Genomic DNA, 18472 nt, shown 5'->3' with positions numbered 1-18472 from the left:
ACGGGGGCCGTCCATCCGACACCGCGCCGGGTAGGATCACCGGAGATCCCCGTACCCGAGCCCAGCGAGCCTGCCGAATGAGCGTCCTCCCGGCCGACTACCCGCCGCCCTTCCAGCCGTCCGACTACATCGTCCCGCCCGCCGCGGCCGAGGACGAGCGCATCGACGTCGGCGTACTGATCGTCGGGGCGGGGCCGGGCGGCCTCGCGACCGCCGTGCGCCTGGGTCAGCTCATCGGCGAGGACCCCGAGCTCGCCGAGCAGCTCGGCGAGGTGCCGGTGGCGGTGGCCGAGAAGGGCAAGACGGCCGGCTCCCACCTGCTGTCGGGCGCGGTCATGCGCCCCGGTCCGATCCGCGACCTGTTCCCGGACGTCGACGCGGCCTCCATCCCGCACTACGGCGAGGTCACCGGCGAGTCGGTCTACTTCATGCGGCCGAAGTCGAAGATCCGCATCCCGACCCCGCCGCAGATGAAGAACCACGGCAACTGGGTCGTCTCCGTGTCGCAGCTCGCGCGCTGGATGAGCGAGCAGGCCGAGGAGCTCGGCGCCTTCATGCTGCCCGAGACGGACTGCCAGAAGCTCATCCTCGACCAGGGCCGCGTGATGGGCGTCGTCACCGGCGACAAGGGGCGGGGCAAGGAGGGCGAGGAGCTCTCCGCCTTCGAGCCCGGCGCCGAGGTCCACGCGCGGGTCACCGTGCTGGCCGAGGGCACGCCCGGCCACCTGACCGGGGTGCTGCGCCGCCACTTCGACCTGGACCGCCAGTCGACCCAGATCTGGGAGCTCGGGGTCAAGGAGGTCTGGCAGGTCCCGAAGCCGCTCACGAAGGTCATCCACACGCTCGGCTGGCCGCTGCGCCTGGGCACGAAGTACCGCGAGTACGGCGGCTCGTGGATCTACCCGATGGGCGACGACATGGTCTCGATCGGCTACGTGGTCGGCCTCGACTACGCCGACGCCACCCTGTCGGTGCACGACGTCCTGCAGCAGTTCAAGACCCACCCGATGGTCCGCGACATCCTCGCCGGCGGCAAGCGGCTGGCCTGGGGCGCCAAGACCATCCCGGGCGGCGGCCTCTACGGCCTGCCGAGCCGCTTCCACGTGCCGGGCGCCGTGATGGTCGGCGACAGCGCGGGCTTCGTGGACATGATGGCCCTGAAGGGCGTCCACAACGCGATCCACTCCGGCCGCCTGGCGGGCGAGCAGATCTACCAGGCGCTCAAGGCCGGCAAGGCCACCACCGCCACGGGCCTGTGGGGCTACACGAAGGCCGTCCGCGACTCCGCCATCTGGAAGGACCTCTGGAAGGTCCGCAACATCCGGCCGGCCTTCCAGAAGGGCTTCGTCTACGGCGGGATGATGCACGGCATGGCCACGGGCTCGTTCGGCCACGCGCCGCGCAAGCCGGTGCGGTTCAAGCCCGACGTGCGCGAGCCGATCTTCATCGGCGACCGCGACAAGAGCTACCCGGCGCCCGACGGCGAGTACCTGTTCGACAAGCTGTCGAGCGTCTTCGCCAGCGGCAACGCCACCCGCGACGACCAGCCCAACCACATCCGCATCCAGCGCGACGTGCCGGCCGAGCTCGCGACCGCCTGGGTGCACATGTGCCCGGCGAAGGTCTACGAGATCGACGAGGAGTCGCGCGGCGCCGGCGACGGGCGGGTGACGGTGCACGTCAACCCGTCCAACTGCGTCCAGTGCGGCGCCATCACCGCCAAGGGCGGCCGCCTGACGCCGCCCGAGGGCGGCAGCGGGCCCGAGTACACGATCACCTGATGGCCGGGCCGGCCGCCCGCGCCCCGCACCCCACGGCGCGCGGGCTGCTGTCGTGGATGCAGGCGCGGCCGGGCCGGCTGCCCGAGCTGCTCGCCCGCGAGGCCGCGGGGTCGGACGACCTCGCGCCCGCGGGCGACCCGGCGGTGCGCGCCCACCTGGCTCTCGTGGCCGAGGCGCTCGCCGCCAACGCCGCCCCCGCGGCGGCGCCGGCGCTGGAGCGCCTGGCGCGCGAGCTGCCGGCGCGGCTCGCCCGGCGCGAGGCGGACGTCGACGCCCAGATGGGACGGGTGGGGGAGGCCCACGCGTTCGAGGTGGGCCTGCAGTTCGGCGAGGTCGCCGCGGGCGACCCGGGCATCGAGCCGATGCTCGAGCGCCGGGTGCGCATCGCCGCCTGGACCCGGGTCTTCCTCGGGCTGCTCGACGAGGCGCGCGAGGGGCGGCCGCCGATCGCCGACGACGTGCTGGCGTGGATGAACGAGCGCCAGACGCAGCTCGCCGACACGATCTTCGCGATGGACCGGCGGGCGAAGCAGATCGAGATCGACCGCGGCGGGCCCGACGCCGTGGCCGGCCCCGAGACCGTCAACCGGATCGGCCAGGCGGCCACGCTCCAGGCGCACACCCGCTTCCTCGTGGAGGCGCTCGCCGAGCACCTGTAGGGCACGTCGAAGAACGAAGGGCACGTGACCCGCCGAGCGAAGACCGAGCGATCCGGATGGCCGCGGCCGACGCCGATGCTGGTTGCATCGGCGTTGACGCGGACGCCGGAGCGCGACGGTTTGCAGCCGGCGGACGCGTGGCCGACTTCTTCGACGTGCTCGTCGGCGGCCGGCTACGCGGTGCGGCGCACCACCGCGATCGCCACGTCGTCGGTCAGGCGCCCGCCCCGCCAGTCACAGGCCGCCGCGTGCAGGGCTCCCACGACCCCCCGCGGGTCCAGGCCCGCGGCGTCGGCGAGCGCCCGCCGCAGCCCGTCCTCGCCGAACTCGCGCAGGCGCCGGCGCGCCTCGATGAGGCCGTCGGTGTAGAGCACCAGCGCGTCGCCGGGGCCGAACGGCTCGGTCGACTGCCGGTACCGCTCGCCCGGGAACACCCCGCAGGGCGGGCAGGGGTCCTCCAGCGCGCGCATCGTCCCGCCCGCGCCCACGAGCAGCGGCGGCGGGTGCCCGGCGCAGCACCAGCGCAGCTCGCCGCGCGCGGTGTCCACGACGGTCAGCACGAGCGTGACCAGCGCGCCGTCGGCGAGCCGCGGGCACATGAGGTCGTTGAGCTCGCCCACCACGTCGGCCGGCTCGGGGCGGTGCTGGCTGAGCGCCTCCGCCATGTAGCGCGCCATGGCCGTGACGCCGGCGGCGTCGACGCCCTTGCCGGACACGTCGCCCACCAGCACCGCCAGGCGGTCGTCGGGCAGCGTCCAGGCGCTGTAGAAGTCGCCCCCCACCAGCGACCCGGCCGCCGCCTGGTAGCGGGCGGCGAGCTCCAGGCCGGGGACGTCGGGCAGCCGGTCGGCGATGAGCGCCTGCTGCAGCGTCTCGGCGATGTGCCGCTCGCGCTCGAACTCGAGGGCGTTGGCGAGCGCCCCGGCGGCGTGGCGCGCGAGCTCGGTGAGGATGCGCACCTCGCGCTCGCCGAACTCCCGCGGCTGGAGGCAGTTGACGCTCACCAGGCCGAGCACCCGCCCGCCGTGCATCAGGGGCACCAGCATGAACGAGCGGATGCCCTCCGGGCCGGTGATGCGGGTGGAGATCCGGTCGTCGACGGCCGTGTCGTTGCAGATGAGCGGCCGGCCGCTCTCGAGCATCCGCCCCACCGTGCCCGAGCCCAGGCGGAAGGTGAGCTGCTCGACGGTGGCCTCGCCGAAGTTGCGCGTGGCGGCCGGCAGCACCAGCCCGCGCCGGTCGACGGTCAGCACGGCGCCCTTCTCGCAGCCGGCGACGAAGTGGTGGGCCTCGTCGAGCAGGCGCTCGTGGATCTCGGCCGGGCTCATCGCCGAGGCGAGCGCCTGGGCGGCCCGGGCGAGGTCGGCCTCCTCCTGCGCCCGCCGCTCCTCGCGGTCGAGCAGCATGGCGCGCTCCTCCGCCAGCCGGCGCGCGTCGTCGAGGGCGTGGCGGGTGGCGGTGACGTCGTGGAGGATGTCCACCCGCCCGAGCAGGCCGCCGTCCTCGTCGCGCACCGGGGCCGAGCTGTGCTCCACCACGCGGCCGGCGACGGTGTCGACGCTGCCGGTCACCTCGGCCTCGGGGTCGGCGTGGATGGCGAGGAAGCGCGCGGCGTACTCCTCGGGGTTGGTGAACCGCCACTTGACCTGCTCATCGACCACCGCGGTGATCGGCCGCCCCACGTGGGCGCCGAGCTCGATGCCCACCAGCTCGTCGGCGGCCCGGTTGGCGAGCGACAGGCGCCCGCGCACGTCGCTGACGATCACGCCGACCGGGATCGACGCGATCACCCCCTCGAGCGTGCGACGCGTGCGCCGGCTGCGCACGGCGAGCTGGTGGTTGCGCGCGACGAGCGCGATCTGCGGCGTCAGCGCGGTGAGCGCCGCGATGGCGTCCGGCGGCAGCGCCGCCTCGCCGCTCAGGGCGATGAGGGTCGTCGAGCCGACGGGCGGCTCGCCGGGCAGGGTCAGCGGCACCGCCACGCCGGCCGCGTCGAACAGGGCGCGGTGCAGGGCGCCGAGGCGCCCGTCGCCGCCCGCCAGCTCCGCGAGGCGCGCCACGTGCTCCGCCTCGGCGGCCACCCGCGGCCAGGTGACGGGCGCGCCCGCCGCGCGCGCCGCGTCGCCGATCGCGATCGGGTCGGGGCCGTCGCCGCGCAGCAGCGGCTCCAGCGCCTGCGCCGCCGGCGCGGGGCCGAAGTGGTGCCCGGTGCGGTGGTCGGCGGCCTCCGTCTCGTCGACGACGCGCACGGCCACGACGTCGGCCGGGAGCACCTCGTGCACCAGCGCCGCGATCTCGCAGAGCGCCGCGCCGAGGTCCGCGGCGGCGACGGCCGCGACGCGCGCGGCGACGGCCGGCACCCGGTCCGCCCGGGCGCGGGCCGTGGGGTCACTCCAGATCGCCACGGTGCCGTCCGATCAGCGCGACGTAGCGGGCGGCGGACGCCCGCAGGCCCTCCCGCTCCTCCGCGCTCGTCGCGCGCACGACCCGGCCGGGCACGCCCAGCACCATCGAGCCCGGCGGGATGCGCGCACCCTCGGTCACCACCGCGCCCGCGCCCACGATCGAGCCGCCGCCCACCACCGCGCCGTTCATCACGATCGCACCCATACCCAGGAGCACCTCGTCCTCGATCACGCAGCCGTGGACGCAGGCGAGGTGCCCCACGGTGACCCGCTCGCCGATCAGGCAGGGGAACCCGGGGTCGGCGTGCAGCACCGCGCCGTCCTGCACGTTCGAGCCGGCGCCCACGACGATGCGCTCCGTGTCACCGCGGACGACCGCGCGCGGCCAGACGGAGGCCCCCGCGCCGAGCCGCACGCGCCCGATCACCTCCGCGGCGTCGTGCACCCACGCGCCGGCGGCGATGTCGGGCGCCTCGCCCTGGAGGGTCCGGATCACGGTTCCGGAAGGCTACCGCGATGTCGCGCCAGCGCCCGTCGCGGCGCGCCCGGGTGACATCCGTCGCGTTGTTTCTGACGCTCCGGCGCATATGATCCGGGGCCGATCCGACGAACCGGGGGTGAGTGGGTGCGCAGGCGCTGGATTGTCCTTCCGATGGTGGTCCTCGTGGCCGCCGCCGGCCTCCTGGCCGGCTGCGTCGAGAGCAGCGATGAGGAGGCCCGGACGCCGGATGGCGCCCCGACCGTCGTCAACAGCGCCCTCCAGACCGACTCGAACGGCGAGACCGTGACCGCGCCCGGCGCCCCGGCGCCCGGCGGCGCGGGGGCGGGTGTCGAGACCGACGGCGGCCAGGACGCCGGCGGGGGCGCCGAGGCGCCCGCCGGGGGCGGCGGCGGCGAGGAGGCCACCGGCGGCGACGCGGCCGCCGGCCAGCAGTTCTTCGCCTCGACCTGCACGAGCTGCCACATGAACAACGGCCAGGACGCCGGCGGCATCGGCCCGCAGCTCGCCGGCAAGGGCCTCACCCCCGACGTCGTCCGCCAGACCGTGGAGAACGGCCGCGGCGCCATGCCGCCGGGCCTGGCGCAGGGCGAGGACCTCGACAACGTCGTCGCCTACGTGGTCAGCCTGCAGTAGCTGCCCGGCGGGGCCCCGGGCCGCGACGCGGCTCCGGGGCCCCGGCCGGTAGCATCCCGCGCATGAGCCTGGACGTGACCACCGAGGCTCGCGACGGGGTCATGCTCGTGATCCTCGGCGGCGAGCTCGACATCTACACCGTCTCGGGCTTCCGGCAGGACCTGGAGGACCTCGACCCGGCCACCACGCCGCTGGTCATCGACCTCACCGACGTCACCCTGCTCGACTCGTCGGGGCTCGGCGCCCTGGTGAGCCTGCTCAACCGCTCGCGGGCCGGCGAGGGGCGCCTGGGCCTGATCTGCCCGCACCGGCGCCTGCGGCGCGTGTTCGAGATCACGGGCCTGCGCCGCGCGTTCGTGTTCGGCGACGACTTCGACGCCGTCATCGCCGCGTTCGACGAGCAGCAGGCCGACGGGGACGACGGCTAGCCGGTGCTCGACCTCAGGCTGATCCGCGCGGACACGGAGCGCGTGGCCGCCGGGCTGGCGCGGCGCGGGGAGCAGGGCGCGCTGGGCGACCTGCTGGCCGCCGACGAGGCCGCCCGGGCGCTGCGCACCGCCGTCGAGGCGACCCGCGCCGAGCGCACCCGCATCAGCAAGGCCGTGGGCCAGGCCCGCCGGGCCGGCGAGGACTCGGCGGCGCTCGAGGCCGACGCCCGGCGCCTGGGCGACGACCTGGCCCGCCAGGAGGAGGAGCTGCGCGAGCTGGAGGGGCGCCGCGACGCGATCCTCGCCGGGCTGCCGAACCTCGCCGAGGACGCCGCGCCGGACGGCGGCGAGGAGGACTCGGTGGAGCTGCGCCGCGTCGGCGAGCCGCCGGCGTTCGGCTTCGCCCCGCGCGACCACCTCGAGCTCGGCGCCGCCGCGGGCGTGATCGACATGGAGTCGGCGGCGCGCGTCTCGGGCGCCCGCTTCGCGTACCTGCTGGGGCCGCTGGTGCGGCTGCAGCTGGCGCTCGTCGGCCTCGCCCTCGACCGGCTGGAGGCCGAGGGCTTCACCCCGGTCATCCCGCCGGTGCTGGTGCGCGAGGAGGCGATGTACGGCACGGGCTTCTTCCCGACCGACCGGGCCTCGATCTACCGCACCGCCGACGACGACCTCTACCTGGTGGGCACGTCGGAGGTGCCGCTGGCGGGCCTGCACGGCGACCAGATCCTGGCGGAGGACGACCTGCCGCTGCGCTACGGCGGCCTGTCCACCTGCTTCCGGCGCGAGGCCGGCGCGGCGGGCCGCGACACGCGCGGCATCTTCCGCGTGCACCAGTTCGACAAGGTCGAGATGTTCTCGTTTGTGCTGCCCGAGCACTCGGCCGAGGAGCACCTGCGCATCCTCGGCGTGCAGGAGGCGATCCTGCAGGCGATCGAGGTCCCCTACCGGGTGGTGGACATCGCGGTGGGCGACCTCGGGGCCTCGGCGGCGCGCAAGTTCGACTGCGAGGCGTGGATGCCCGCCCAGGGCGCCTACCGCGAGGTCACCTCGTGCTCGAACTGCACCGACTACCAGGCCCGCCGCCTGCGGGCGCGCGTGAAGCGGGCCACGGGCACCGAGCCGGTGCACACGCTCAACGGCACGGCCGTCGCCGTGGGCCGCACGATCATCGCGATCCTCGAGAACCACCAGCGCGAGGACGGCTCGGTCGCCGTCCCGGCGGCGCTCGTCGCGAACGGCGCGCCGGAGGAGATCCGGCCGCGATGAGCCCGGTGACGCGCCCGCGGGTGGCCGTCGTCGGGCACGTCGAGTGGGTGACGCACGCGCGCGGGGTCATGCCCCTGCCCGGCGAGATCACCTACGTCTCGGAGCCGTTCGACGAGCCGGCGGGCGGGGGCGGGGTGTCGGCCGCGCAGGTCGCGAGGCTCGGAGCCGAGTGCCTGTTCTTCACGGCCCTCGGCGACGACGGCTCGGGCGCCCAGGCCACGGCGCGGCTCGAGGCCGAGGGCGTCACGGTGCTCGCGGCGCGCCGGGCGGGCCCGCAGACGCGCGCCGTGAGCGCCACCGGCCCCACCGGCGACCGGGCGATCCTGGTGATCGGCGCGGCCACCTCGGCGCGCATCGAGGACGCCCTGCCGTGGGACGAGCTGGCCGGCTGCGACGCCGCCTACTTCACGGGCCACGACTCCGCGACCGTCGCGGCGGCCCGGCGCGCGCGGGTGCTCGTCGCCACCAGCCGGCGCCTGCGCCAGCTCGTGGAGAGCGGCGTGCGGGCCGACGTGGTGGTGGCGAGCGCGAGCGACCCGGCCGAGGCGGTCGACCCCGACGCGCTGCCCGTCGCCCCCGGGGCGATCGTGTGGACGGAGGGCGCCCGCGGCGGCCGCTACGAGACGGCCGGCGGGGCCTCGGGGCGCTGGGAGGCGGCGCCGCCGCCGGGGCCGCCGATCGACTCCTACGGCTGCGGCGACTCGTTCGCCGGCGGGCTGACGGTGGGCCTCGGGCGCGGTCTGGAGCTCGATGCGGCGCTCGCGCTGGGCGCCCGCTGCGGCGCCGCCTGCCTCACCGGCCGCGGCGCGCTCGCGGCGCAGCTCGTGGAGGCCTAAGGCCGGGGCCCTACGCGCCGGCGGGCGCCGCGCCCGCGTCGTCCTCGACGTCGGCCGGCTCGATCGCCACCAGCACGACGCGGGTGCCGCGGGTGGCCTCCACCGTCAGGTGCCAGCCGTCCGCGGTCACGCTGTCGCCGGTCCGCGGCAGCCGCCCCAGCTTGGTGAAGACGAGCCCGCCAACCGAGGTGACGGTCTCGTCGACGAGCTCCACGCCGTGGTCGGCGAGGTCCTCCAGGGGGACGTGGCCGCGCACGATGAGCCGCCCGTCCGGGCGCTGGTCGACCGCTGGGGCGCGGTCGCGCTCGTCGTCGATCTCGCCGACGATCTCCTCGATGACGTCCTCGATGGTCACGACGCCGGCGAAGTCGCCGTACTCGTCGAGCACCACCGCCAGCGAGGCGCGGCGGCTCTGCATCTGGCGCAGCAGGTCGTCGACCGGCTGGGTCTCCGGCACGTAGAGGGCGGCGCCCGAGAGCTGGGAGACCGGCACCTGCTCGCCGTGCTCCAGCAGCCCGCGCGCGAGCTGGCTGAGGTGCACCACGCCGCGCACGCCGTCGCCGTTCAGCACGGGGAAGCGGCTGTGGCGGGTGGCGAGCGCCTCGGTGAGCGCCGAGCGCACCGGCGAGCCGGCGTCGAGGGTCATGACCTCGGGGCGGGGGGTCATGATGTCGCGGGTGAGCGTCTCCTGCAGGCCGAAGACGCCCTCCAGCATGTCGGCCTCCTCCGGCTCGATCGCGCCGCCCTCCTCGCTCTGGGCGATCAGGATCTGCAGGTCCTCGGGCGAGGAGGCGAGCTCGCTCTCGGTCGCCGGCTGCACGCCGAGCGCGCGCACGAGGGCGTTGCCCGCGCCGTTCATCAGGTAGATGAACGGCGAGAAGACGATGCGGAACCACTCGAGCGGGCGGGAGATGCCCATCGCCGTGCTCTCCGCCCGCTGGATCGCGACCGACTTCGGCGCCAGCTCGCCCACGACCACGTGCAGCACCGTGATGATGACGAAGGCGATCACCACGGCGGTCGCGGTCGAGGAGCCCGCGCCGAAGCCCACCGCCTCGAAGGCGGGCTCGAGCAGGTGGGCGAACGCCGGCTCGCCCAGCCAGCCGAGCCCCAGGCTGGCGAGCGTGATGCCCAGCTGGCAGGCGGCGAGGTAGCGGTCGATATGTCGCACCTGCTCGCGAGCGAGCACCGCGCCGCCCCGGCCGGCGTCGGCCAGCTGGTCGAGACGGGTCATCCGCGCCCGGGCGAGCGAGAACTCGGCGGCGACGAAGAAGCCGTTCAGCAGCACCAGGAAGAGTGCCGCGGCGATCTGGACCGCGTTGGTCAACGGCCCGTGGTGACGTTCACGACCGGAATGATATCCCAGTCGTCACGCCCGTCAGACCCCCGGGCCCCCCGTGGCAGGCGGGTCGGAGCTGGGGAACGACTCCTCGCTGCCCTCGTCGACGCGGTCCGCGTCGCTGGTCTGGGGCGGCGGCTGGTGCGGCGGCACGCCGGGCCTGCGCTCCGGCTCGGCCCCCTGCTGGTCGGTGCGGTCGTCCTGCACGGGTCCTCCTGCGGGTCGTGGTCGCCCGAGTGATCCCCGATCGCCCGGGCGCTCAACCGATGTGCCGCGGCCCCGGCTCCCGGGTAGTCGACCGGTCATGACGACCAAGCCGATCCCGGACCCGTTCCCGACGCCGCCGTCCATCCCCGAGCCGTACCCGCCGTCGGTCCCCGAGCCGATGCCGGACCCCGTGCCCGAGCCCGTGCCGGGGCCCGCCCGCATCCCGGAGCCCACGCCGCCCAGCATCCCGCTCCCGGAGCCGGACCCCGTCCCGCCCTCGGAGCCGGACCCGGTGCCGCAGCCCGGCATCTGAGCCCGTCGGGACCCCCCCGGTGGCGCCCACGGCGCGCCCACCGGGGCGGAGCCGTCCCCCGCCCAAGTGAGCGGCCGTCGAGCGCCCAAGTGAGCGGCCGCCCAGCGCCCAAGTGAGCGGCCGCCCAGACGCCCAAGTGAGCGGGCCGTCCAGCGCCCAAGTGAGCGGCCGCCCAGCGCCCAAGTGAGCGGCCGCCCAGCGCCCAAGTGAGCGGCCGCCTGGCGCCCGATCGAGCACGTTGCGGCGACGGCCGCCGGCGAGGGCTCAGGCGGCGGCGCCTCCGGCGTCGGCGTCGTCGGGGCGGGAGGTCGTCTCGACGGGCACCGCGGCGGGCCCGCCCTCCGCGGCGCGCGCCTCGCCGCCGCCGGCGAGCTCGGCGGCCACCATGTCCCGCATGCGCGCCAGGGCGAGGCGGGCGAACCGCAGCTGGAGGCCGCGGCCGAAGACGTGGAAGCCCCACCGGACGACCGGGTTGCGCACCGGCGCCTTCTGCGAGATGGCGCGGATGCGGAAGAGGACCTCGCCGGTGTCGAGCCACTTGAGGGCCTCGAACTCCATCTGGCCGCGCTCGAGGTGTCCCTCGAGGGTGCGGTAGCTCCAGCCCCACAGGCGCGCCTCCCGGCCGTCGATCTCGCGCGTCTCGTCGACGACCGCGGCCACGCGCACGCCGAACAGGAAGCGCATGCCGAGGAAGTGCCCCTGCAGGAGCATGTTGCGCTCCTCGAGGCGCTCGGTGGGGTGGTAGATGGCCTCGATCAGCCGGGGATCGGCGAAGCGGTAGTCACGCACGAGGTCCCGCGCGACCTCCCAGGGCCCGCCGGGGACGGGCGGGCCGGGCGGCTCGGTGCCGAGCGCCACGCTGTGGTCGTCGACCAGCCAGCCGGTCTCGGGCCCGGCCCCTTCCAGCTCGGCGGGGTCGAAGTTGAGCCGTCGGTCCTGCAGGCGCTCCAGCATCCGCATCGCGCGGCGCGACCCGCGCCGGGAGGGCTCGCCGCGGTCGTCGGGGAAGCGCACCGTGCGCACCTGCACGGGGCCGGTCGCCTCGCCGCCGGCGATGGCGGCGGCGCGCTCCAGGAAGTGCGCCCACATGTGCAGCTGCATCTCCTGGGCGACCCGCAGTGGGCCGTAGACGAGGAGGAACGGCACGCTGCCGCTGCGCGCGGCCGACTCGATCTCCACCACGAGCTCGTCGCCCTCCTCGCGGGCCCGGAACTCGATCTCGCCCGCCTCCATGTGGCCCTGCAGGGTGGCGAGGCGGAAGGAGCGCGGGCGGCGCTCGGCGACGCGCACCGGGCCGTTCCAGGGCCCCGGCATCCAGACGACGTACTCGTCGCCCTCGGCCATCTCGCCGAGGCGCCCCTTCGTCTTGACGAAGCGCGACACCTCGAGCGGCGAGGCGCGGTTGGGGTCGCGCGCCAGCGCGTCGATCAGCTCCTCGGGGGACATCGCGGCGTCGCGCACCCGCACGCGGTACCGGCGGCGCAGCGAGGCGCCGGCGCCCTCCTCGCGCGGCTGCAGCTCCTCGTCGCCGCCGGGCACGGGGCGGTCGACCGGGCCGGTGTCCGGGCCGCGCCGCGTCTCGGTCTCGCGCTCGATGTCGACCGCGTGGCGCAGGTAGCGCCAGCTCGCCACGACGCCGCCGAGGCCCCAGCGCAGCGCGGAGCGGGCCGCGAGCAGCGCCGTGTAGGCGCGCTCCAGGAGCCCCGCGAGGCTCACCGCGGCACCGACCCGGCCGTCGTGCCGAGCACGTCCGTCGCGCGCGCCAGGCGCGCCTCCTCCACCTCGGCGGCGAGCGCCTCGCAGCGCTCGGCGTGGTCGCGCACGAGCCCGTCGGAGGCCACCTCGGCCCGCTCCAGGGCCCGCCAGAGGGCGGCCGAGCCGAGCAGCACGAGCCCGAGGCCCTCCAGCTCGAGCACGTCCGAGAGCGGGGAGCGGCTGGCGATGCGCCCGTTGAGCTTCATGCGCCCGAGGCGCTCGCCGAGCGTGGCCGCGGCCAGCTTGGCGAGCGGCGGCCCGGCGCCGAGCTGGCGCAGGAGCACCGTCGCCGCCTCCTGGCCGGCGTCGAGCTCGGCCGCCGCCCGCTCGAGCAGCGCCGCCGCGGCGCCGTGGTGGCCGCCGCCGCGCATGCGGCCGACGAGCGCCGCCCCCGCGCGCATCATGGCGAGGTGGTCGCCGAGGTAGATCCGCAGGACGCGGCGGTCGTCCGCCACGCCGTCAGACGTCGAGCCGGCGCGCTGCGGCAACGAGGGCCTCCGAGAAGGTCGGGAACTGGGCGACGACGTCCCGCAGGACGTCGACCGGGATGCGGGCCCGCACCGCGAGCACCGCCATGTGGATCCACTCCGAGGCGAGCGGCCCGACCGCGTGGGCGCCCACCACGACGCCCTCGCGGGCGTCGGCCAGCAGCCCGGCCCGGCCGATCACGCCGCGGCCGTAGGTGGTGGCGCGCTCGAGGTCCGCCAGGTCGACGGCGGCGGCGACGGTCGCGATGCCCGCCTCGCGGGCCTGCGCCGCGGTGCGGCCCACCGCCGCCACCTCGGGGTCGGTGAACACGCAGCGGGGCACGGCCGACAGGTCGGCGCGCAGCGGCTCGCCGAGGATGTCGGCCGCCGCGACGCGCCCCTGGTAGGACGCGACGTGGGTGAAGCTCGGGGCGCTCGTGCAGTCGCCGACCGCCCAGACGCCCTCGGCCGCGCGGCAGCGGTCGTCGACGTCGATGCCGGCCTCGCCGGGCTCCACGCCCACCGTCTCCAGGCCGATGTTCTCGACGCGCGGCCTGCGCCCGGTGGCCACGACGACCCGTTCCACGACGCGCTCGGTGCCGTCGTCGAGGACGGCGCGGGCCATCCCGTCCTCCGGGGCGAAGCGCTCCGCGCGCCGGCCCAGCAGCAGCTCGATGCCCGCGGCGGCGAACGCCTCCTCCAGCAGCGCGCTCACCTCCGGCTCCTCGCCGGCCAGCAGGCGGTCGTCCGCCTCCACCACGCTCACCCGCGCCCCGCCGTGGGCCAGCATCTGGGCGATCTCCACGCCGACCGGCCCGCCGCCCAGCACCAGCGCGCGCTCGGGGACGCGCCGCAGCTCCATCGCCTCGCGGTTGGTCCACGCGCCGATGCGGTCGATGCCCTCGGCCGGCGGCACCACGGGCTCGCTGCCCGTGGCCACGACGATCCGCCGCGTGGCGTGCGTCTCGCCGTCGACGACCACGCGCCCGGGGCCGTCGATGCGCGCGGTGCCGCGCAGCACCTCGACGCCCTGGTCCTCGTAGCGGCGCACCTTGCCCGCGTCGTCGAGGCCCGCGGTCACCCAGTCGCGCCAGCCGGCCACCGCGTCCCAGTCGGCGATGCGCGCCTCCACGCCGGGCACCCTGCGCGCGGCGGCGACGGCCTCGCCGGGCCGCAGCAGCGCCTTCGCCGGCATGCAGGCCCAGAAGGGGCACTCGCCGCCCACGAGGCGGGCCTCCACCATCGCGACCCGCATGCCGGCGTCGCCCAGGCGCCCGGCGACCGAGCGGCCCCCCGATCCGGAGCCGATCACGATCGCGTCGTAGGCGCCGCCGCTCACGACTGACCCGGCTTGTCGCCCTCGTCGTGCGCGAAGCCCTCCAGCGAGTGGCGCACCGGCAGCGTGAGCGGCGGGGCGGGGATGTCGCCCCGGCGGCCCGGCAGGCCGCGCGAGATGCCCACGCCGCCGTCCACCACCCACACCACGCCCGTCACGAACGACGCCTCGTCGCCCGCCAGGAAGGCGTAGACGTTCGCGATCTCCTCCACGGTGGCCCGGCGCCCCACGATCGTGGAGTCGACGATCGTCTGGGCCGCCTCGGGCGTGTGCGGCCCGGCCTCGGGCCGCGTCTGGCCGGTGTCGGTCGGCCCCGGCACCACGACGACGGCGCGCACGCCGTCCGCCGCCGACTCGGCGGCCACGCCGAGCGTGAACGAGGTCGCGAAGCCCTTCGTGCCGCCGTAGATCGCCATGTTCGGGATGCCGGACACCCCCGCGGTGCTGCCGGCCGACAGCACGACGCCGCGGCTGCGGCGCAGCTCCGGCAGCGCGGCGCGCGTCATCAGCACCAGCGAGCGGACGTTGGCGCGCAGCAGCCGGTCGAGCTCGGACACCGGCATCTCGTCGGCCCGGCACATGCGGTCGGCCTCGGTGGCGGCGTTGTTGACCAGCACGTCCAGGCGGCCCCAGCGCGAGATCGCGGCCGCCACGCAGGCGTCGGCCACCCCGTCGTCGCCGAGGTCGCCGGCGCAGGCGACCGCGTCGCCGCCCAGCCCGCGGGCGGTCCCGGCGACGTCCTCGATCGGGTCGTCGGCGAGGCCGCTCACCACGACGCGCGCGCCCTCCGACGCCAGCTTCAGCGCGACCGCCTCGCCGATGCCGGCGCCGCCGCCCGTCACGATCGCGACCCGCCCGTCAAGCCGTCCCACCGCACCCCCTCGCTCCGCGGGGCCGCGCGCCCCTGGGGGCCGAGTGCCCGCCCGGGGCACGTTCCGAACCGCGCTCCCCGGCGTTCACGCGCGGTCGAGGGCCGCCAGCCACCGCTCCACGCGGCGGTCGACCGGGCGCCTGCGGGCGAGCGCCCACCGCAGGCCGCCCGCCGCGTCGGCCAGCCCGCGGCGCGCCGCGGGGTCGGTCAGCGCGGCGCGCAGGGCGCGCGCGGTCGCCGGCACGGCGGCGCGGGCGGGGCGGCGCAGCCACGCGAACCACAGCGCGTTGCGCGCCTGGGCCCGGCGCCGGGCGGCGCCGTCGTCGTCGCGCGGCGCGGGGTGGTGGTGGGCGACGACCTCCTCCACGTAGGCGAGCCCCCAGCCGGCGGCGGCCAGGTCGGCGGCCAGGAGCTCCTCCTCGCCGCCGACGCCGAAGCGCTCCTCGAAGCCGCCCACCCCGAGGTAGGCCGCGCGGCGCGCCACCGCCCCGCACGCGACGAAGCCGAGCACCGCCGGGCCCGGCCCGCCGCGCCGGGGGAGGGGGCTGGCGGCCATCGCCGCGCACACCGGGTCCTCGCGCCCCTCCGGTCCCACCAGCACGCGCGCGGCGACGACCGCCAGGCGGGGGTGCGCGTCGAGCACCTCGGCCGCGCGGGCGAGCGCGCCCGGCGCCCACCACGAGTCGTCGTCGCTGAACGCGACGTAGGGGGTGCGCGCCGCCAGGGCGCCGCGCGTGCGCGCGGCCGCGCCGGCGTTGCGCCCCAGCTCGACGAGCGTGACGCCGGGGAAGCGCTCGGCCACCATCCCGGGCGTGCCGTCGGCGGAGCCGTTGTCGACCACCACCACCGGCGGCCGCTCCGGCAGCGCGGCGAGCTCGTCGAGCGCCCGCCCGAGCGAGTCGCGCCGGTCCCGGGTGGCGACCACCACCGTGACCGGCGCGCCCCTAGCCGTGGCGGACGTCCAGGGTCAGGTGCAGGAGGGTCAGCTCGACCATGCGCCGCACGGCGCCCTCGGGCGCCACGAGGATCCGCGCGCGCTCCCCCTCGGGGGCGGCGGTGGCCATGCGGTCGGCCTCGATGAGCGTCGACAGCCCGACCGAGTCGATGTACTCGAGCTCGCGCAGGTCGATCTCCACGCGGCCGCGCTCCAGGGCGCGGGAGAGCTCGCGGATGAAGTCGTCGCGGGTCGCGAGGTCGAGGTCGCCGCGCACGATCAGGCGGGTGCGTCCGTCGTGCTCCTGGGCGACGATCTCGTCCACGCCCCTCATCGCCGATCCGGCGCCGGCCATGGCGTGAGCAGCAGCAGGAGCAGGGAGTCCTCCACGGCGGTGACCTGGTGGCGCTCGCGGGGGTCGAAGGCGACCAGCCCGCCGGCGGGGACCTCATCGCGGCCGCCGTCGGCGCTGACCGTCACGCGTCCCTGGGCCACGGTGAGCCACGCGTCCTCGTGCACCTCGTGGTCGCCGAGGCCGGTGCCGGCGTCGAGTCGTATCGCGATCGCCCGCCCCTTGGGCGAGGAGTGGAGCACCTCGGGATGACCCGGGCGCACGCTCAGATCGCTCGACTTCCAGACGTCCACGCGGTCCTCCTGCTCGCAGGGATCGGGCACATGCTCATACCCGCCCGCGAGCGCTCGCGAAACCGCCGGCGCCCCGCGCGGTCAGGCGATCGGCACCGTGCCGGCGCCGCCGCAGGTCCAGCACCCGCCGGGCACCAGGCCCTCGCCGTTGGCGGCCGCCGTCATGATCCGCCCCTGGCCCCAGCAAGTCGCGCACGGCTGCCCCCCGGGCGCGGCCGCCCGCGCCGGCGGCGCGGCGACCGGCTGGACCGGCTGCTCCTCGCGCCACTCCGACCACGTCTCGTAGACCACCGGGAGGTGCAGCCTCCCCTGTCGCATCACCGTCGGCATCCCGTTCCCTCCGTCCGCGGCCGCCTCACCCGCCGACGATCGTGCCGCCGTTGGGGTGCAGGACCTGGCCGCTCATGTACGAGGCGTCGTCCGACGCCAGGAAGACGTAGCTGGGCGCCACCTCGGCGGGCTCGCCGGGGCGCCCCATCGGCACGTTGGCGCCGAACGACTCCACCGACTCCGCGTCGAAGGTCGCGGGGATCAGCGGCGTCCAGATCGGGCCCGGCGCCACGGCGTTGACCCGGATGCCGCGCTCGGCGAGCGCCCCCGACAGCGACCGCGTGAAGGCGACGATCGCGCCCTTCGTGGCCGAGTAGTCGATGAGCGACGGGTTGCCCTTGTACGCGGTGACCGAGGTCGTGTTGACGATGGCGCCGCCTTCCGGGATGTGCGGCAGCGCCGCCTGGGTCACGAAGAACATCGAGAAGATGTTCGTGCGGAAGGTGCGCTCGAGCTGCTCCTCGGTGATCTCGGCGATGTCCGACACCTGGTGCTGCTCGGCGGCGTTGTTGACGAGCACGTCGATGCCGCCGAGGCGGTCGGCCACCTGGGCGACGGCCTCGTCGCAGTGGCGCTTCTCCGAGATGTCGCCCGCGATGGCGAGGCCGCGCCGGCCCTCCTCCTCGATGCGGGCGACCGTCTCGTCGGCGTCGCCGTGCTCGTCGAGGTAGAGGATCGCCACGTCGGCGCCCTCGGCCGCGAAGGCGAGCGCCACCGCCCGGCCGATGCCGCTGTCGCCCCCGCTCACGAGCGCCCGCCTGCCGGCCAGCCGCCCGCCCGGGTGGCGGCGCGGACCGGCCTCGGGCCGCGGCGTCATCCGCGACTCGACGCCCGGCTGACGGGGCTGCTCCTGCGGGGGCTTCGTGGTCTCGCTCACGGGCGTTCGCGCCTCTCGGGTCGTGTGCCCGCCCGCCGCGGGCGGCGGGCTGCGCGCCCCTGTACCCCGGTCTCGTCCTGCGAAACCCGCGGCGATCCCTCGGCCGCCGCGCGCAGGCGGTCCAGGGCCCGGGCGATGAGGCGCGACACGTGCATCTGCGAGATGCCGAGGGTCGCGGCGATCTGCGACTGCAGCATGCCGCGGTCGAAGCGCAGGTGGATGATCATGCGCTCCCGGGCCGGCAGCGTCTCCAGGCACCCGCGCAGCACCACCCGGTCCTCGGCGAGCTCGAAGCCCTCCTCGGCCACCTCGACGTCGAGGTGGCCGTCGCCGTCGCCGTCGGTCGTGACGCGCGACAGCGAGCGGGGCCGGTAGGCCGACCGGGCCGCGAGCGCGTCCAGCACCCGGTCGGCCGACAGCCCGCCCTCCTCGGCGATCTCGCGCACGCTCGGCGTGCGGCCGTTCTGCATCGAGAGCTGCTCGACCGTCGCCGAGACGCGCTCCTGGTCCTCCTTCACGCTGCGCGGGACCCGCACCGCCCAGGTGCGGTCGCGGAAGTGGCGCCGGATCTCGCCGACGATCGTCGGCGCCGCGAACGAGCGGAAGTCGTGGCCGCGTGCGGGGTCGTAGCGGTCGACGGCGTTGATCAGGCCCACCAGGCCCACCTGCTCGAGGTCCTCCAGGGGCTCGCCGCGGTCCGCGTAGCGGCGGGCGAGCGCGCGCACGAAGGGCATGTACTCGAGGATGAGCCGCTCGCGCTCGCGGGAGGCGCCGGGGGCCTGCGCCGACATGGCGGGCGCCTACCCCGCCGCCGCTCGCACGAAAACGGGCCGCGCCATCAGGTGTCGCGGCGGGCCCGCCGTCGTTTGCGTCCGCCGCCGACGGGTA

The 18472-nt window shown here is 76.4% G+C and carries 21 protein-coding genes; 7 read left to right on the top strand and 14 right to left on the bottom strand.

Going from position 1 to position 18472, the window contains the following annotated elements:
* Positions 1–77 precede the first annotated feature (77 nt).
* Complete coding sequence (locus ITJ85_RS15020; protein WP_217913915.1) at positions 78–1781, top strand: electron transfer flavoprotein-ubiquinone oxidoreductase; 1704 nt, start codon at positions 78–80, stop codon at positions 1779–1781.
* Positions 1781–2440: a hypothetical protein gene (locus tag ITJ85_RS15015; RefSeq protein WP_217913914.1), complete on the top strand. Its 660-nt coding sequence runs from the start codon at positions 1781–1783 to the stop codon at positions 2438–2440. Before ITJ85_RS15020 ends, ITJ85_RS15015 begins: the two co-directional genes overlap by 1 nt.
* A gap of 173 nt (positions 2441–2613) precedes the next feature.
* On the opposite strand, the gene ITJ85_RS15010 is transcribed toward ITJ85_RS15015, so the two are convergent.
* The gene (locus tag ITJ85_RS15010; protein ID WP_217913913.1) at positions 2614–4845 is read right to left on the bottom strand and encodes a SpoIIE family protein phosphatase; all 2232 of its coding nucleotides are present in this window, start codon (positions 4843–4845) and stop codon (positions 2614–2616) included.
* On the bottom strand, positions 4829–5341 hold the full coding sequence (locus ITJ85_RS15005; RefSeq protein WP_217913912.1) for a gamma carbonic anhydrase family protein: 513 nt from the start codon (positions 5339–5341) through the stop codon (positions 4829–4831). The genes ITJ85_RS15010 and ITJ85_RS15005 overlap by 17 nt, the downstream gene beginning before the upstream one ends.
* A 156-nt stretch (positions 5342–5497) precedes the next feature.
* On the opposite strand from ITJ85_RS15005, the gene ITJ85_RS15000 reads away from it, so the two are divergent.
* The 4 genes from ITJ85_RS15000 (at position 5498) to ITJ85_RS14985 (ending at position 8510) form a co-directional block, all read left to right on the top strand.
* Complete coding sequence (locus ITJ85_RS15000) at positions 5498–5980, top strand: c-type cytochrome (protein WP_217913911.1); 483 nt, start codon at positions 5498–5500, stop codon at positions 5978–5980.
* A 62-nt stretch (positions 5981–6042) separates the two neighbouring features.
* On the top strand, positions 6043–6408 hold the full coding sequence (locus ITJ85_RS14995; protein WP_217913910.1) for an STAS domain-containing protein: 366 nt from the start codon (positions 6043–6045) through the stop codon (positions 6406–6408).
* A 3-nt stretch (positions 6409–6411) separates the two neighbouring features.
* Positions 6412–7674 (top strand): serine--tRNA ligase, encoded by a 1263-nt coding sequence (gene serS / locus ITJ85_RS14990; RefSeq protein ID WP_217913909.1) that lies wholly within the window; start codon positions 6412–6414, stop codon positions 7672–7674.
* Complete coding sequence (locus tag ITJ85_RS14985) at positions 7671–8510, top strand: PfkB family carbohydrate kinase (RefSeq protein WP_217913908.1); 840 nt, start codon at positions 7671–7673, stop codon at positions 8508–8510. Before serS ends, ITJ85_RS14985 begins: the two co-directional genes overlap by 4 nt.
* Positions 8511–8520: 10 nt before the next feature.
* On the opposite strand, the gene ITJ85_RS14980 is transcribed toward ITJ85_RS14985, so the two are convergent.
* Together ITJ85_RS14980 and ITJ85_RS14975 are read right to left on the bottom strand one after the other, a co-directional pair.
* Positions 8521–9837 (bottom strand): hemolysin family protein, encoded by a 1317-nt coding sequence (locus ITJ85_RS14980; protein ID WP_217913907.1) that lies wholly within the window; start codon positions 9835–9837, stop codon positions 8521–8523.
* Positions 9838–9888: 51 nt separating this feature from the next.
* Positions 9889–10056, bottom strand: coding sequence for a hypothetical protein (locus tag ITJ85_RS14975; protein WP_217913906.1), 168 nt, complete (start codon positions 10054–10056; stop codon positions 9889–9891).
* 97 nt (positions 10057–10153) lie between these two features.
* On the opposite strand from ITJ85_RS14975, the gene ITJ85_RS14970 reads away from it, so the two are divergent.
* Positions 10154–10369 carry a hypothetical protein gene (locus ITJ85_RS14970; protein ID WP_217913905.1) on the top strand — a complete coding sequence of 72 codons (216 nt, stop codon included), beginning with the start codon at positions 10154–10156 and terminating at the stop codon, positions 10367–10369.
* A gap of 264 nt (positions 10370–10633) precedes the next feature.
* On the opposite strand, the gene ITJ85_RS14965 is transcribed toward ITJ85_RS14970, so the two are convergent.
* From ITJ85_RS14965 to ITJ85_RS14920, 10 genes are all read right to left on the bottom strand, one after another.
* The gene (locus ITJ85_RS14965) at positions 10634–12085 is read right to left on the bottom strand and encodes a DUF1990 family protein (RefSeq protein ID WP_217913904.1); all 1452 of its coding nucleotides are present in this window, start codon (positions 12083–12085) and stop codon (positions 10634–10636) included.
* Positions 12082–12579 carry a hypothetical protein gene (locus tag ITJ85_RS14960; protein ID WP_217913903.1) on the bottom strand — a complete coding sequence of 166 codons (498 nt, stop codon included), beginning with the start codon at positions 12577–12579 and terminating at the stop codon, positions 12082–12084. The genes ITJ85_RS14965 and ITJ85_RS14960 overlap by 4 nt, the downstream gene beginning before the upstream one ends.
* Positions 12580–12583: 4 nt before the next feature.
* Entirely contained in the window at positions 12584–13930 is a 1347-nt protein-coding gene (locus tag ITJ85_RS14955) for a dihydrolipoyl dehydrogenase family protein (protein ID WP_217913902.1), read from the bottom strand.
* On the bottom strand, positions 13927–14799 hold the full coding sequence (locus tag ITJ85_RS14950; protein WP_217913901.1) for an SDR family NAD(P)-dependent oxidoreductase: 873 nt from the start codon (positions 14797–14799) through the stop codon (positions 13927–13929). The genes ITJ85_RS14955 and ITJ85_RS14950 overlap by 4 nt, the downstream gene beginning before the upstream one ends.
* Positions 14800–14883: 84 nt before the next feature.
* A complete protein-coding gene (locus ITJ85_RS14945; RefSeq protein ID WP_217913900.1) occupies positions 14884–15723 on the bottom strand; it encodes a glycosyltransferase family 2 protein in 840 nt (279 codons plus the stop codon).
* A 19-nt stretch (positions 15724–15742) separates the two neighbouring features.
* Positions 15743–16057, bottom strand: a complete 315-nt coding sequence (locus ITJ85_RS14940) for an STAS domain-containing protein (RefSeq protein ID WP_217913899.1) — start codon at positions 16055–16057, stop codon at positions 15743–15745.
* 5 nt (positions 16058–16062) lie between these two features.
* A complete protein-coding gene (locus ITJ85_RS14935) occupies positions 16063–16407 on the bottom strand; it encodes a cupin domain-containing protein (protein ID WP_217913898.1) in 345 nt (114 codons plus the stop codon).
* Between the two features lie 51 nt (positions 16408–16458).
* Entirely contained in the window at positions 16459–16695 is a 237-nt protein-coding gene (locus ITJ85_RS14930; RefSeq protein ID WP_217913897.1) for a hypothetical protein, read from the bottom strand.
* Between the two features lie 37 nt (positions 16696–16732).
* On the bottom strand, positions 16733–17524 hold the full coding sequence (locus ITJ85_RS14925; RefSeq protein WP_343233029.1) for an SDR family oxidoreductase: 792 nt from the start codon (positions 17522–17524) through the stop codon (positions 16733–16735).
* Positions 17525–17580: 56 nt separating this feature from the next.
* The gene (locus ITJ85_RS14920) at positions 17581–18375 is read right to left on the bottom strand and encodes a SigB/SigF/SigG family RNA polymerase sigma factor (protein WP_217913895.1); all 795 of its coding nucleotides are present in this window, start codon (positions 18373–18375) and stop codon (positions 17581–17583) included.
* Between the last annotated feature and the right edge of the window lie 97 nt (positions 18376–18472).

Source organism: Miltoncostaea marina (genome assembly GCF_018141525.1).
In the GTDB taxonomy this organism is placed as follows: domain Bacteria; phylum Actinomycetota; class Thermoleophilia; order Miltoncostaeales; family Miltoncostaeaceae; genus Miltoncostaea; species Miltoncostaea marina.
Note: the sequence above shows the minus strand (reverse complement) of the source record. Positions and strands in the feature narration are given on the sequence as shown.